The following is a 15,511-nucleotide window of genomic DNA, read 5'->3' as shown; positions in this document are numbered from 1 at the left end:
TGAAGAGTCCCATAATTCGTATTTTTTTATCACAAATCTAAAATACGGGATTCTCAGGCTACTTTAAAATTAAAACTTTTGGACGCTAGTGATTTTTTTTAAACCATAGACTCCAAAATATCCTCAATATCGGTTTCTGTGGTATCGGGGTTAATAAAACAAAAACGCGATACCGTTTCATAAGTGTCTCCAGTTTTCCATTTTGTAGGCGTAACTAAAGCAAATCCTTTTTTATGGTTTTCATAGGTCCAATGCCTATAGTCATCTGGCGTCCATCCTATTCTTCTATATAATACACAGGACAAACTAGGTTCCCTCACTAATTCTACATGGGGTTTTTTATTTATCATCTCACCTGCTATTTGAGCTAGCTGCAAACCACGTTCAACTGCTTCTTTATATTTATTGGTACCGTGTGTTGCCAACGAAAACCAAAGTGGCAAGCCTCTTACCCTTCTTGTAAGTTGTATTTGGTAATCGGCCGGATTAAAACCCTGTGCTCCTTCATCCTTAAATATTTCTAGGTAAGAACCTTCTTGAGAATGTGCTTGTTTGGCCAATTCTGGTTTTTTATATATTACAGCTCCACAATCATAAGGTGAGAACATCCACTTATGTGGATCGACTGTAATGCTATCTGCCTTTTCTATACCCCTAAAAAAATGCCTCACAGAATCTGCTACTAGCGCTCCTCCACCATAAGCCGCATCAACATGAAACCATAATTTTTCTTTTTCACAGATAGCAGAAATACCCTCCAAATCATCTATAATTCCTGCATTTGTTGTCCCACCAGTTGCTACCACAGCAAACAATCTTTTTCTTTGATGGTAATTTAAACTACCAATAGTTTTCCTTAGGTCATCACTGGTTAATCTCTCTTCGGATTCAACTAATAATATATCTACATCTGCAACTTTTGCCATAGCTTTAATAGAAGAATGCGCTCCAACTGAAGTAATTATTAAGCCTTTTTCTCTTTTATATGTTTCATCTTCTCTCCAATATTCCCTTGCTGTAACAATAGCTGATAGATTTGCTGCTGTTCCGCCACTTGTAAATACGCCAAAGGCTCCTTTTGGTAATCCTGTTAAGGAAACAATCCATTTCATTGCTTCATTCTCACAAAAAATACCTCCAGCACCTTCCATCCAGTAAGCACCATGAATACTGGAAGCCGAAGTAACCAAATCGAACATAATAGCTGCCCTTGTTGGTGATGCGGGCACAAATGCCAAATGTCTTGGATGATCTATAGGAACCGTAGCCTTCATTAAATACTTTTTCCAAAGATTAAATGCATACTCTCCTCCCACACCTTCTTTTGTAATGGTTTCACCCACTAAGGCCTTAAGCTCTTCTTCCCTTTTGGGCTTTCCTATTTTAGGATCTGTAGATGAAATTCTATCGATAGCATATTTCATCACATCCAATGTCATTTCTATAAGCTCAATATCAATTTTATGCATTACTAAAAGTTTAAAATAAGGAACTCCATTTTAAGAGGTTGCAATTGACCAATTAGTTTTAGTATAAATGTATCTCCATATTCTAAATAAAACTCCGAGAAATTAGCATTACGCTCTTGCAAGCCTTGGTTAGGAAACAATTGGTTTTGTAACTCTGTAATTCGTAAAACTTCATCTGAAAGTTTTCTTTTTTGGGCTTTTAATAATCGTTTTTCCAATTTATTCAATCCTTTCAATTGTTTCACTTCTTGTGCTTTAACGGCTCCCAAAAACGACTTATCAGTTTGATTAGCAATTTTATACAGTTCTTCAAATTGTTGTTTTAAATGTTCTTTTTGAACTGAAAAATCAATATCAATATTTGATATTTCCCTTACTTTTTTATTGATTAAGACATCTCTTTTTAAAAAAATATCTTTATTTGAAATTCCTAGATTCTTAAGTTTTTTAAATTGATTTTTAGACTGAATCAATACTGAATTTCGCAATAAAAGCATAGGGAATGTAACAGATAATCTATTGAAATAATCTCTTAACTGTAACCAATAGGCCAACTCACCACCACCACCTATGTAACACAAATTAGGCAAAATGACCTCTTGATACAAAGGGCGCATAATAACATTAGGTGAAAATCGCTCGGGATGTATAGAAATTTCCTTTAATATATCCGTTTGGCTAAACGATATTTCTGTATTCAATACTTTGTAAATACCCTTATCAAAAGCAATACGTTCCCGAATATTATCCCTTAAATAGAATAGGTTGATCTCTCTGGGATTTACTTGAATATTATAATTTTGGAACAATTCACTTACCTTCTTATTGGTTTTAGTTACAGCTTTAAATGAGCTTTGGTTAAGTAGTTCATCTTCAATAAAAGGAACAAATAACTGCTTTAATCCTTTATCGGCTGCATCTATAACAACCAACCCATGATCCTTAAATAATTCATTGGTTAAGTATCTTGTAGCGTCGGTTAAATTATTATTTTTTAAATAAGTACATTCAAACAACTGTTTTATATAAATTGCATTTTTACCACTTCCTATTTCTTTTGAAAATAAATTATAAACCGCATCCAATCCCTTAGTTGACAACTCTCCAACAGCTCCTTTAGCCTCTTTGTTCCATTGGATTTTTTTTCCTTTAAAATTAAAAAATTTAATCTCATCAAAATCATGGTCTTCAGTAGCCATCCAATATATTGGCACAAAATTGTAATTGGGATACTTATGCTTTAATCTCTTAGTGAGACTTATAACTGAAATAATTTTGTAGAGAAAATATAGTGGCCCAGTAAATATATTTAATTGATGCCCAGTGGTCACCGTGAATGTGTTCTCTTTAGCCAGGGAATCAATATTCATCAAGGTTAGCGCCGAGCTTTCAGTTGCTTTATATTGCTTCTTTAGACACTTTACTAAAACAATTCTTGACTGGGCTTTAACAGACAAGCTTTTCTCTTCTATTTGTGCTTTGAAATTTTCTATTTTAGGATAACGATTATAAAATGGCGACAAGGTTGGTTTTTCATCTAAATAATCACAAATCAACGACGAAAAAAAGCCAGTATCTTGATACCTAATATAATCCTGTTCCATGCTCTAATTAAATTTATGTAAATATACAGCTATTCAATCTCGAATTCTAAAAATTTAGTTAGGAGTACAGTTATAAAATCGTTAAAAAGTTTAAAAATCAACTAAAATTTTGTAAATTAATAGCGCTGTAAATCTAAATTACCGCTAGTTATGAAAACGAAAATATTTTTTAAAACAATCTCCCTTTGTTTAACTATTGTATCAATATCTACCTTAGGATATGCTCAAATCGATCAAAATTATAAAGAAATTGAAGGGAAAATTATAGACGAGGACACAAAATCACCACTAATATTTGCAGATTTAACTGTTAGCAACTCTAATATTAGTACAGTAACTAACGGTGACGGCGAATTTTTATTAAAAATTCCACTTACCCACTTAAAAGAAACCTTAACCATTTCATATTTGGGTTATCAAGATAAAATTCTATATATTGAAAATATAAAAAACAATTCTAAAATTACATTAACACAAGCATATACGGAACTAAGCGCCATAAATATTACTTCTCTAAAAATGAGTGCCAAACAACTGGTGCTAGAAACCCTTAAAAATAAACATTCGGCTTACACCAACAACAGTACCCTAATGACAGCATTCTACAGGGAAACTATAAAAAAAAGACGGAGAAATGCTTCTTTATCTGAAGCAGTTGTAAAAATACACAAACAACCCTATAGTAGTTTCAGAAAAGACCATATCGAACTTATTAAGGCACGCAAAAGCACCAATTATTCAAAATTAGATACTATTGCTTTAAAATTGCAAGGAGGCCCTTTTGGCAATCTTTATACTGATATTATAAAATATCCCGAGTATATATTTACCGATAAAGGAATAACTGATTATGATTTTAGCTTTGGTGAAACCACTCAAATAAATAACAACTTAGTCTATGTTGTTAACTTTAAACAAAAGGAACACCTCAATGAACCTTTATATTATGGAAAACTTTTTATAGACTCTAAAACGTTAGCACTTACCAGTGCTGTATATAGTTTGAATGTTGAGAACAAAGAATTGTCCAGTCAAATGTACATTCGTAAAAAACCTAGAAAAGTTGACGTATATCCAACTGAAGCTTCTTACAGGGTGAACTACCGAACCAGTAATGGTAAATGGCACTATGCTTATAGCAATATTGCATTAACTTTTAAGGTGAATTGGAAAGGCAAACTGTTTAATAGTGTATATACCTTAAGTAGTGAAATGGCTATTACCGATTGGGAATTAAACGAGTCTAAAATCGCAAATGTTAAAAGTCAGTTGTTGCAGCCTACAACAATTTTAACCGATATGGCTTCTGGGTTTTCAGATCCACGGTTTTGGGGAGAATACAACATTATTGAGCCTGAAAAATCAATAGAATCGGCTATTAAAAAAATACAAAAACAGTTAAAACGGACTTAAATAACCTCTGCATAGAGGTCGAAATCACCTGCATCTGTGATCCTAACATCATAAAACTCGCTTGTCTTTAAGTAGGTTTTAGATGCATCTATGAGTACCTCATTATCGACATCGGGTGAGTCAGATTCTGTACGTCCAACAAAATAGCCACCTTCCATTCTATCAATAATGATCTTAAAAGTTTTACCTATTTTTTGCTGGTTCAATTCCCAAGAGATTTGTGATTGAATTTCCATGATTTCATTGGCTCGTTCTTGTTTAACCTCCTCTGGCACATCATCCTTTAAAGTAAAGGCATGGGTATTTTCCTCATGAGAATAGGTAAAACAACCAAGACGCTCAAAACGCATGTCCTTAACCCATTGCTTTAAGATTTGAAAATCTTCATCAGTCTCTCCTGGATAGCCTACTATCAAGGTGGTTCTTATAGCAATGTTTGGCACCATTTCTCTAAACTGCCGTAGCAACCTTGTTGTTTTTTCCTTAGTCGTGCCACGACGCATACTTTTTAATATATTATCTGAAATATGCTGCAAGGGAATATCTAAATACCTACAAATTTTAGGTTCACGATTCATAACTTCCAAAACATCCACAGGAAATCCTGTTGGAAAGGCATAATGCAGACGAATCCACTCAATTCCTTCAACTTTAACCAAAGCCTCAAGAAGCTCGGCTAAATTTCTTTTCTTGTATAAATCCAACCCATAATAGGTTAGATCCTGTGCAATAAGAATAAGTTCCTTAACGCCTTTAGCTGCCAATTTTTCAGCTTCAATAATAACTTCTTCTATAGGTGTACTTCTATGTTTACCACGCATTAAAGGGATGGCACAAAAACTACATGGTCTGTCACAACCTTCTGCGATTTTTAAATAGGCATAATTTTTTGGGGTAGTTGTTAAGCGTTCTCCAATAAGTTCATGCTTATAATCAGCTCCAAGAACCTTCAGTAAACCAGGTAATTCTGTTGTCCCAAAATATTGGTCTACATTAGGTATTTCTTTTTGCAAATCTGGTTTATAGCGCTCCGATAAACATCCGGTCACAAAAACTTTATCGATTTCGCCTTCTTCCTTCTTTTGAACATATTCAAGAATAGTATTGACACTTTCTTCCTTGGCATTGTTAATAAATCCACAAGTATTAATAACCACTACATTGCCTTCTTGTTCATGAACAACTTCTTTACCACTTGCCTTTAACTGCCCCATAAGAACTTCGCTATCGTAAACATTTTTACTACACCCCAGTGTCACCACATTAATTTTGTTCTTTTTAAGCGATTTTGTTCTCATGCCCTTATTTTAAAGCTGCAAAGATACATAAAGGATGTGGATTATAAATTAATTAGTGTTGGACTAGCTAATTCCTTTCTGTAAAAGGTACTATAATACCTTTTTCCAAATAGTTTTTTAAACCATTAAGCAACATGGCCCAACAAAACGAAGCAATCTTAAAATGATCATTGATTTCTTTCCAATCGACATGGCTAAACTCAACATTAGTTTTTCTGTCTATCTCTTCCAAATTAAAACCAAAAGTAGTTGGCAACCAGTCTGTATCACACTTGGTCATCTTAAAATGAATAGACTTATCTGTTTCCAGCTTTAAGATTTTGCAATACCAATCATATTGATCGGTAAAGTTTAGATTATAAGTTTCTCCTAATTTCGCTATACCTGAACTTTTGAGCGTCCACCAATTATCAAGATGTTTCGGTTGTGAAACAGCATGAAAGACTTGCTTTGAAGGTACACTTATATTGAAGTTGTGGTATATTTTGAAACTCATAATCTAAAATTATGAAAAAATATTGATTAAGGGCTAGCACTAAATATGATGCTAATGAGTTTTATTTAAAGAAGGAATCTACAAATTCATATTTGTTAAATACTTGTAAATCGTCAATACCTTCTCCAACCCCTATATATTTTACAGGGATTTTAAACTGGTCACTAATACCTATAACAACTCCTCCTTTAGCAGTACCATCTAATTTGGTCACCGCTAAAGATGTAACTTCGGTAGCCGCAGTAAATTGTTTGGCCTGTTCGAAAGCATTTTGTCCGGTTGAGCCATCTAACACCAATAAGACATCATGTGGGGCATCGGGAATCACTTTTTGCATGACTCGCTTCACTTTAGTAAGCTCGTTCATTAAATTAACTTTGTTATGTAATCGTCCAGCCGTATCTATAATCACCACTTCTGCATCATGGGATACTGCACTTTTAAGGGTGTCGAAAGCCACAGATGCTGGGTCACTCCCCATATTTTGTTTGACTATTGGAACCTCTACACGATCAGCCCAAACCTGTAATTGATCTATAGCAGCTGCCCTAAAGGTATCGGCCGCTCCTAAAACTACTTTTAAACCTTGCTTTTTAAACTGACTGGCTAATTTACCTATGGTTGTTGTTTTACCCACACCATTTACCCCGACCACCATAATAACATAAGGTTTTTTATCTTTTGGAATGGTAAACTCCGATTCTTCTCCAACATTAGTTTCACTCAATAAACCTGCAATTTCTTCACGTAAAATTTGGTTCAACTCCTCAGTTCCTAAATATTTATCTTTGGACACTCGCTTTTCAATACGCTCAATAATTTTAAGCGTTGTTTCCACCCCTACATCACTGCTTACTAAAACCTCTTCCAGATTATCCAAAACCTCATCATCTACTTTAGATTTACCAGCGACAGCTTTACTTAATTTATTAAAAAAACTGGATTTTGATTTTTCCAATCCTTTGTCTAGTGTTTCCTTTTTTTCTGAAGAAAATATTTTTTTAAAAAAACTCATTAAATTAAAGTTTATAATGTTTATGAGTTTAAACGCTTATTTGTATAAACTCTGTTTTACGTTAGGAATTGCAACAAGCTACCATGTACCGACCCTCAACTTGTTTCAGGGTAAGGCGCAGTTTACCATTGTCAATTATTATTCCACAGTTTTTTACTGCTATAATGGCAGTAAATTTACTAAAATATAAGTATAAAAAAAGCTGCTTTCAAAATTGAAAGCAGCTTACTAATATTATGAAGTATGCGACTTATTTCTTGTTTAAATAGTCATTTACTAAATCTGGGCTCATAATAGACTCTACAAACATGTAAGCTCCTGTTTTTGGAGACTTAACCATTTTTATAGCCTTAGTTAATCTTTTAGATCCTGTCTGTAACGATGCTACTGCTTTCTTTGCCATGACTTATTATTTTATCTCTTTGTGAACGGTCATACGCTTAAGGATAGGATTAAACTTTTTAATCTCCATTCTATCTGGCGTATTCTTTTTATTTTTAGTTGTAATGTATCTGGATGTTCCTGGTTGTCCAGATTCTTTATGCTCTGTACATTCTAAGATTACCTGTATTCTATTTCCTTTTTTTGCCATCTTAATTTATTTTAAATACAGCTGTTATTTTAAAAAACCTTTTGATTTTGCTTGTTTAATTGCCGCAGAAATACCTATTCTATTTATAGTTTTTAAAGCAGAAGTAGAAACCTTTAAAGTAATCCATTTATCTTCTTCTGGAATGTAAAAACGTTTCTTAACTAAATTAGCATCAAACTTGCGTTTAGTTCTATTCAATGCATGAGACACATTGTTACCAACCATTGCCTTCTTTCCTGTAAGTTCACAAACTCTTGACATTATTTCTACCTTTAAATTTGTTGTTGTCTAAAAACGAGGTGCAAATATACTAAATCTTTATTTTATAGCAATCTAATTTTTATCAATTTTTAAAAATTTCTTTTTGCAACATTTCCAAAGCTTTTGATACCGCTTTGCCTATTACTTTTGCACGATGATTTCCAAAATTAAATTTTTCGGAGTATACGCCATTTTTTGTTGCTAGAGCAATAAACACAGTACCTACTTCGGCATTGGAGTCTCCTTTGGTGGGTCCTGCGTTTCCCGTAGTTGCAATGGCATAATCTGCTTTATATAATCGTAACACATTCACAGCCATGGTCTGCGCAACTTGTGCACTAACAACGGAATGTTCTTTTATCATTGTTTCTGAAACGCCCAAAACATCTATTTTAGATTGCGTTGAGTAGGTTACCACGCCTCCTTTTAAATATCGTGAAGCACCTGCTATTGAAGTAAACAACTGCGCCAACTTCCCTCCTGTACAACTTTCTGCTATAGCCAAAGATTTTCCTAATGCTGTAAGATTTTTGGCAATAACCGCTTCTTCATTACCATCCTCATCTTCAAAACCAAAAAACTCCTTCTCTATTAAAGGGATTAGCCTACTTATTTGCTCATCGACTTCTTTTTTTAGGTTATGTTCGTCATAACCTCTTGCCGATAAACGCAACCGCATCTTCCCTAAACTTGGTAAATAAGCCAATTTTATATGCTTTGGTAACGCATCTTCCCAGGATTCAATACGATTGGCTAAGGTACTTTCTCCTAATCCGTAAACCAATACCGTTTTATGCAAAATAAAAGGGCAGTGGTATTTGTCCTTTAACCTGGAAATGACATCTTGTGTTAATAAGGCCTTCATTTCGTATGGCACACCCGGCAGTGAAATAAAGGTCTTGTTTTCTTTTTCTAACCACATTCCAGGTGCCGTCCCCAAGGCATTCATCAATACATTGGCTTTTGTAGGCACTAATGCCTGATCCTTATTTACCTGAAGGAGTGTTTGCCTATTGTATTGTTTCCATAATAATTTTATGTTTTTTAAAACGGAAGCATCTAGAATTAACCTATCATTAAAATATTCGGCAATGGTTTTTTTGGTAATGTCATCTTTTGTAGGTCCCAAACCACCCGTAATTATTATTATATCAACATGGTTTTCAGCATCTTTTAAGGCCTGTAAAATATGATCTCTATCATCTTGAATTGAAGTAATTTGATATACAGATACCCCTATTTTATTAAGCTCCTTTGCAATATATGCTGAATTTGTATCAATTACCTGACCAATAAGAAGTTCGTCGCCAATGGTAATTATTTCGGCCAGCATTAGAAATTAAAATCAGACTTTATTTCTGCTAATGCATGATCCACAGCAATTGTAACAATATTGAGTTTCTCGGTAATATCAACATCGATTTTTGTAAACTTTCCCCAATCCTGAACTTCAATTAAATCATCTAAAATACCAAGTTCAAACAAATCAATTGTAGGCTTCATTTTATGTGCCGCCTGATACGCTTCTTGGTAATTTTTTGCAGCGACGGCATCTTTTAAGCGTGCAACATCTTCTGACACTTCCTCCACAAAAGTTTCAGCTAGTGTTAAGATAAAATCCTCGTCGTTATCAGCCAATTCACGTACTCTATATAATTTATAATGTTGTTCCATAATTATTTAACTATTATTGAAAACATTTGTTTGCTTTCTATAAAACCGATTAGTTTATCGTTGGCAACAACTTTGCCTACGCCTGCCGGTGTGCCCGTAAAGATAATATCTCCAATCTTTAAAGTGAAATATTTTGAGATATATTCTATCAATTCATCAATTTTCCAAAGCATATGACCTGTATTTCCATTTTGTACAACAGTATCGTTCTTTTTTAAGGAAAATGAAATGTTGTTTAAATCTTCAAACCCATTTTTATCGACCCATTGACCAATAACAGCTGCACCATCGAAGGACTTTGACTTTTCCCACGGTAGTCCTTTTGATTTCAATTTCGCTTGAAGATCACGTGCAGTAAAATCGATACCCAAGCCAATCTCATTATAATATTTATGGGCAAACTTTTTGTCTATGTATTTACCTATACGGTTTATCTTAACCAATATTTCCACTTCATGGTGCACGTCTTCTGAAAAATCTGGAATAAAAAATGGTTGTTTTTTCAGCAGAATTGAAGTATCAGGCTTTAAAAAGACAACTGGCTCTTCTGGCCTTTCGTTTTCCAGTTCCGCTATATGTTCAGCATAATTTCTTCCTATACAGATAATTTTCATATTGTGGCAGGAATAATAAGTTTTACCTTAATTTGTTATTAAAACTACGCAGCTTTATGGCCGTTAATACTTTTTTTGTATACAACGGAAAATCGGCATTAAGCAACCAGCCAAAATACCCTGGTTCGTTCTCTAAAATTTCGGTTACTAATTTGCCTTTATGCTTTCCAAACGAGAAACATTCTTCTCCTTTTTTATTGAAAACTATAAACCCGGCAAAGTCTGCAAACTTTTTACGAGAACTAAATTCTGCCAAAAATTTGGTGTCATTTTCAATGTCGTCGTACTTAGCTATTTGCGCTTTTAGCACCTCGTATGTGGCCATTGTGTCTGCTTCAGCACTATGGGCATCTTCTAAATTCTTGTCACAATAAAATTTATATGCGGCACTTAAAGTGCGCTGCTCCATTTTATGAAAAATGGTCTGCACATCGATGGTCAATCTATTTTTCATATCGAAATCCAAATCGGCGCGCAACATTTCTTCCGCCAAAAGAGGAATATCGAAACGATTGGAATTAAAGCCCCCTAAATCGGAATCCTTAATCAGGTTATGAACCTCTTTTGCTATTTCCTTGAATGTAGGTTTATCGGCCACATCGGCATCACTTATACCATGTATGGCAGTAACTTCCTTTGGTATTGGCATTTCTGGATTTACTAGCCAGCGATGGCTTTCTTCCTTACCATTTGGATGTACTTTTAAAACCGCAATTTCAACAACACGATCTGTTGTAATGTTTACACCTGTGGTTTCTAAATCGAAAAAGCAGATGGGTTTGGTAAGGTTCAGTGTCATTTTTTAAGGAATTTCGACAAAGATAAACTTTCATGACAGGTATAAAAAGGAAACCCCATTTAATCTTCTATGAGGCCCGTTTATATTTTTTAGGAAATGGTCGATAGGCATAATAGTGAAGCACTTCTTCCAAAGCTGCCTTCAACGCTTTGTTGATGGGCATTAGCTTATGGCCCAATTTATGGTCTATTTGAAACAAGGTTTGGTAGTAATCTGAAAAGATGGGAACATAAACACCTTCATTAATTTGTAAGACCGTTTGATTATAGGCTTCCACCTGACTTTCCTTAATCACCTTACAAGTAATAAGCCTAAGCTTTCCATATTTATCCCTATTGGCGGAAAAGCCAAACAAACGACAAATCAACCCACGGAAATGGTAATCTCCACAACTTCCAGAATTAGTATCGACCAACGAAAGCGGTGTGTAAAGATGGCACCAAGTATTCGTTGTTGTTTTTTGCTGCTCCAACATATCCAAAGCTTTGTGCTCTAAAAACAACTGGAATGCCCATGGCAGGAATTCTAATGGGGAAGCTTCAATATCTGGCTTGGCACAACACTTGCCACAACCTTGAATACAATACAGGCCAAATTGCCCCTTAAACTCGTGCATTTCGTTTTCCAAACGACCAAACAAACGTTCAACAGCACGAACCTTTCTAATAATGGACATATAATGTCAATACCAAAAAAAAAAATTAAATCTCTCTATTTATATCCCAAGCTTCCAAATAATCCTTAACCGCTCTAACAAACTGTCCGCCAAGCGCACCATTCACCACGCGATGATCGTATGAGTGCGATAAAAACATTTTGTAACGGATACCTATGAAATCACCTTCTGAAGTTTCAATTACAGCCGGCACTTTACGTATGGCGCCCAAAGCCAAAATACCTACTTGTGGTTGATTGATTATAGGCGTTCCCATAATACTTCCAAATGTTCCTACATTAGTAACAGTATAAGTTCCTCCTTGTATTTCGTCTGGTTTTAATTGGTTTAACCGAGCGCGATTTGCCAAGTCGTTAACCTGTTTGGTCATGCCCACCAAATTTAGCTGATCGGCATTTTTAATAACGGGCACAATTAAATTCCCATCGTGAAGCGAAGCCGCCATTCCCAAGTTGATGTTTTTCTTCTTAATGATAGTATCTCCTTTAACGGAGATATTCATCATAGGAAAATCTCTTAAAGCCTTCGCTATGGCCTCCATGAATATTGGTGTAAAGGTTAGGTTTTCGCCTTCGCGTTTCATGAAGGTATCCTTAACCTTTTTTCTCCAATTCCAAATTTTGGAAACATCGGCCTCTATAAAACTTTGCACATGGGCAGAAGTTTGAACAGACTCTATCATGTGATGGGCAATGAGTTTACCCATTCGGGTCATTTCTATAATTTCATCCTCTCCACTTGTAACTAATGGTGTATTAGAAGCTTTAGGCATTTGAATTGGGGCAACTGGAACAACAGGCTTCTGCTCTTGCGGTATTTCCCGAGATTTGCTTCCCCTGTTTTCAATATAATCTAAAATATCGTTTTTGGTGACACGTCCGTCTTTTCCAGTTCCCTTAATAGCATCTAGTTCTTCTTGCAATACACCTTCTTCTTTAGCAATATTTTTAACCAATGGTGAATAAAAACGGGAATCATTCGAGGTAACGGCAGAGCTAACAGTCTCTCTGGCGATAGATATCGCTTGCTCTACTTGTTCAACGACTTGATTAGTTTCCATTATTTCTGTAGCAATAGACGACGTGGATGGGATATCTTCACCTTCGGTCTCTATAATTGCCAAAACGTCTCCCACTGGAACAACATCATCTACATCAAAACGTTTTTCAAGTAAAACTCCTTCTACTTCACTTGGCACTTCACTATCTACCTTATCGGTAGCAATTTCAACAACTGCCTCGTCCAACTCAATTGTATCTCCAACTTCTTTTAACCAAGAGGTTATGGTTGCCTCTGCAACACTCTCTCCCATTTTTGGTAACCTAAGCTCAAACTTTGCCATATATTTAACGTAATGCTCGTTTTTATAATTTCCTTTGCAAAATTAATAAAAAACCACAGCTTTGTTTAATTATTCTCCACAAAAACTTTCTATCAAATTCTACGATTAGCCATAGTTAGCAACCTTATAGTCTATTTCAAGTGATTGTAACATTTTTTCAAATCGCATGTTAGGATTAACAATAATATTTCTTTTCGAAATCTTAATTAAAGGCAAATCATCAACATGATCTGTAATTAAAAGATCAACAGAATGCAATCCCTTAGTTTTCAAATAACTTAAAACATTTTCCTTTTTATTTTCTTTTGAATTTTCATATTCTTTATGATATCTTGAATTTGGATTTTTTGTAGCTATACAAACATCAAGTCCCTGTTCTTTTGCTATTATTCTTGAATAAGTTTCTGGGGCTGCAGTTGCCAAAACTTTCAAGTTATATTTTTGCATATGTGATGCTAGGATATTGCGCTTATAAACAAATAAAGAATTAACAAAATCGGTCTTATCTATATAAGATTTATTAGCAATAAAGCTTAGGAAATAGAACTTTAATTTAGCATGACCAATGATTCTAATTAACCTCGCCAGAATTAAAAACAGTATTTGAAAAGATAGAATTATATCGAAATTCATCATGCTACGTATCCATACGTATTTAATAAATTGATGAAAAGTATTGGTCGCATAGAGCGTTCCATCTAAATCAACTACTAAAACTCTAATTTTCAAGATCTTTTCCTTTATAGTCTTTAGACCACGGGAATCTAACCAAGACGTTTTTATATAAAAAATAATCCGGTTTAATTATTGACTTTTCTATAGTCCATGACAAAACAGCGGTTTTGACAGCAGCTTTCGGAAATTGTTTTTCTAAACTGCGCTTTATTAAAAACATTGTTTTTCCAGTATCTATTGCATCATCAATAATAAGTATATTCTTTAAATCTAAATTAAGGTCAATATTAATTTTAATCGTTTTCTTCGATAGGCAATTTAAGTTAATTTTACTTAATGATTTTTTTGCTCTTTTAGATTCATATTTTCTTAATTCATCCAAAATTGAGTAAGGTAAAATTTTCATTAAAAACTTAAAAACAAAATTCTTTTTTAAGCCTTCTCCTTTTCTTTGTAATATAATAGAGTAATAAGTTACCTTATTGAATTCTCCTCTTGTTCTAAACGCATCTCCAAAATAAGTTCCAGCATTTTTTATTTGAACAATAACATCTGGCACAAAATCAATGCTTTCGAAAATCTCATCGACCTTTTTCAAAAAATCAGCATTGTTTAATGTTATCACTCGCATCAATTGAAAATTTTATTTTTTAAACATAAGATTTTAATCCTTTACATTTATATTAATACTTAAAAACCCCAATTTATAAAAATCAAATAATGTAAGGTTTACGTAGCCTTTTGAAAAAGCATACCTCATTACCGGTTTTAAAACATCAAACAAAAAAGCAAATACATCTTTATATTTGTAGTATTTATAATAGAACCTTAGTAACTTAACATCATCAATAAACTCTTTATCGTAATTTATAAACTTAAGTATATTAACCAAGTTAAGTATTGATTTTTCAACACTAAGAATATAATCTAGGTTAGTTTCCAAGTCTCCATTCAAAACTGGGTTATAAATATGAGAAACCATAATACCTGCTTTTTTTAATTGAAAACCAAATAATGTATCTTCATGACCATAGGCATAAATCCTTTCATCGAATTGAACTATTTCAAAAACATTTTTGCTCACAACAAAGTTATTTGTCATGAAAGACCTGTTAGGGTATTTACTTCTAACATCATAGGGCTTTGATTCTTTATAAACTCCATATTTCCATCTTAACATCTTATTCCTTGCCGGCTTCTCTTTTGGATATATTCTACCTCCACATATTACCGAGACATTAGAAAGTTTAATTGATTTTACATAGATTTCTAAAAAATCTAATCTTGGAATAAAAGAATCACAATCCAAAAAAAGCAAATACTCATATTTCGTGAATTCCAGAAACTTGTTTCTTATAACTGCTCTGCCTAAATTATTTTTAAGCTTTATATAAGTATGCTTGGAACACTCTTTGTCATTTAAGGATTTAAAATAAGGGTTTGAACAATCATCAATTAGTATAATTTCAGATGGAACATCTAATCGCTTAGATTGAAGATTTAACTCCACTAGTAGATTTGTAACATCAAAATTATAAATTGGAACACAAATTGAAATCATAAAAAATAGACAAGTATATTGG

At 33.8% G+C, this 15,511-nt stretch carries 18 protein-coding genes; 1 reads left to right on the top strand and 17 read right to left on the bottom strand.

All coding sequences use genetic code 11. From position 1 onward, the window contains the following. Positions 1–98 precede the first annotated feature (98 nt). Positions 99–1,469, bottom strand: coding sequence for an aminotransferase class V-fold PLP-dependent enzyme (locus K7G79_RS13175; RefSeq protein ID WP_223552063.1), 1,371 nt, complete (start codon positions 1,467–1,469; stop codon positions 99–101). 2 nt (positions 1,470–1,471) lie between these two features. Then, positions 1,472–3,073 (bottom strand): bacillithiol biosynthesis cysteine-adding enzyme BshC, encoded by a 1,602-nt coding sequence (gene bshC, locus K7G79_RS13170; protein ID WP_223552062.1) that lies wholly within the window; start codon positions 3,071–3,073, stop codon positions 1,472–1,474. A 150-nt stretch (positions 3,074–3,223) separates the two neighbouring features. Between bshC and K7G79_RS13165 the strand changes: the two genes are divergently transcribed. Next, the gene (locus K7G79_RS13165) at positions 3,224–4,486 is read left to right on the top strand and encodes a carboxypeptidase-like regulatory domain-containing protein (RefSeq protein ID WP_223552061.1); all 1,263 of its coding nucleotides are present in this window, start codon (positions 3,224–3,226) and stop codon (positions 4,484–4,486) included. On the opposite strand, the gene rimO is transcribed toward K7G79_RS13165, so the two are convergent. The 15 genes from rimO to K7G79_RS13090 form a co-directional block, all read right to left on the bottom strand. Further along, entirely contained in the window at positions 4,483–5,784 is a 1,302-nt protein-coding gene (rimO, locus tag K7G79_RS13160; protein WP_223552060.1) for a 30S ribosomal protein S12 methylthiotransferase RimO, read from the bottom strand. The two genes, K7G79_RS13165 and rimO, sit on opposite strands and share 4 nt — an antisense overlap. A gap of 67 nt (positions 5,785–5,851) precedes the next feature. Then, positions 5,852–6,280: an SRPBCC domain-containing protein gene (locus tag K7G79_RS13155; RefSeq protein WP_223552059.1), complete on the bottom strand. Its 429-nt coding sequence runs from the start codon at positions 6,278–6,280 to the stop codon at positions 5,852–5,854. A gap of 61 nt (positions 6,281–6,341) precedes the next feature. Further along, entirely contained in the window at positions 6,342–7,295 is a 954-nt protein-coding gene (gene ftsY / locus K7G79_RS13150; RefSeq protein ID WP_223552058.1) for a signal recognition particle-docking protein FtsY, read from the bottom strand. Between the two features lie 250 nt (positions 7,296–7,545). Further along, entirely contained in the window at positions 7,546–7,698 is a 153-nt protein-coding gene (locus K7G79_RS13145) for a DUF4295 domain-containing protein (RefSeq protein ID WP_223552057.1), read from the bottom strand. Positions 7,699–7,704: 6 nt separating this feature from the next. Beyond that, a complete protein-coding gene (gene rpmG, locus K7G79_RS13140) occupies positions 7,705–7,887 on the bottom strand; it encodes a 50S ribosomal protein L33 (RefSeq protein ID WP_007648529.1) in 183 nt (60 codons plus the stop codon). 24 nt (positions 7,888–7,911) lie between these two features. Then, positions 7,912–8,148 carry a 50S ribosomal protein L28 gene (gene rpmB, locus K7G79_RS13135; protein ID WP_223552056.1) on the bottom strand — a complete coding sequence of 79 codons (237 nt, stop codon included), beginning with the start codon at positions 8,146–8,148 and terminating at the stop codon, positions 7,912–7,914. An 82-nt stretch (positions 8,149–8,230) separates the two neighbouring features. Beyond that, complete coding sequence (locus tag K7G79_RS13130; protein WP_223552055.1) at positions 8,231–9,481, bottom strand: competence/damage-inducible protein A; 1,251 nt, start codon at positions 9,479–9,481, stop codon at positions 8,231–8,233. Next, positions 9,481–9,822 (bottom strand): Hpt domain-containing protein, encoded by a 342-nt coding sequence (locus K7G79_RS13125; RefSeq protein ID WP_223552054.1) that lies wholly within the window; start codon positions 9,820–9,822, stop codon positions 9,481–9,483. Before K7G79_RS13125 ends, K7G79_RS13130 begins: the two co-directional genes overlap by 1 nt. Before the next feature lie 2 nt (positions 9,823–9,824). Further along, positions 9,825–10,436 carry a fumarylacetoacetate hydrolase family protein gene (locus K7G79_RS13120; RefSeq protein ID WP_223552053.1) on the bottom strand — a complete coding sequence of 204 codons (612 nt, stop codon included), beginning with the start codon at positions 10,434–10,436 and terminating at the stop codon, positions 9,825–9,827. A gap of 22 nt (positions 10,437–10,458) precedes the next feature. Then, positions 10,459–11,235: a 3'-5' exonuclease gene (locus tag K7G79_RS13115; protein ID WP_223552052.1), complete on the bottom strand. Its 777-nt coding sequence runs from the start codon at positions 11,233–11,235 to the stop codon at positions 10,459–10,461. Between the two features lie 67 nt (positions 11,236–11,302). Next, the gene (locus tag K7G79_RS13110; RefSeq protein WP_223552051.1) at positions 11,303–11,911 is read right to left on the bottom strand and encodes a YkgJ family cysteine cluster protein; all 609 of its coding nucleotides are present in this window, start codon (positions 11,909–11,911) and stop codon (positions 11,303–11,305) included. Positions 11,912–11,936: 25 nt separating this feature from the next. Beyond that, entirely contained in the window at positions 11,937–13,253 is a 1,317-nt protein-coding gene (locus tag K7G79_RS13105) for a dihydrolipoamide acetyltransferase family protein (protein WP_223552050.1), read from the bottom strand. A 105-nt stretch (positions 13,254–13,358) separates the two neighbouring features. Next, positions 13,359–13,982, bottom strand: a complete 624-nt coding sequence (locus tag K7G79_RS13100) for a haloacid dehalogenase-like hydrolase (RefSeq protein ID WP_223552049.1) — start codon at positions 13,980–13,982, stop codon at positions 13,359–13,361. Next, positions 13,972–14,559 carry a phosphoribosyltransferase gene (locus K7G79_RS13095; protein WP_223552048.1) on the bottom strand — a complete coding sequence of 196 codons (588 nt, stop codon included), beginning with the start codon at positions 14,557–14,559 and terminating at the stop codon, positions 13,972–13,974. The genes K7G79_RS13100 and K7G79_RS13095 overlap by 11 nt, the downstream gene beginning before the upstream one ends. A 33-nt stretch (positions 14,560–14,592) precedes the next feature. Beyond that, complete coding sequence (locus K7G79_RS13090; RefSeq protein ID WP_223552047.1) at positions 14,593–15,489, bottom strand: glycosyltransferase; 897 nt, start codon at positions 15,487–15,489, stop codon at positions 14,593–14,595. Between the last annotated feature and the right edge of the window lie 22 nt (positions 15,490–15,511).

The sequence above is a fragment of the Aestuariivivens sp. NBU2969 genome (assembly GCF_019931125.1).
GTDB classification, from domain to species: domain Bacteria; phylum Bacteroidota; class Bacteroidia; order Flavobacteriales; family Flavobacteriaceae; genus Aestuariivivens; species Aestuariivivens marinum.
This window is presented reverse-complemented; position numbering and strand designations above follow the sequence as displayed.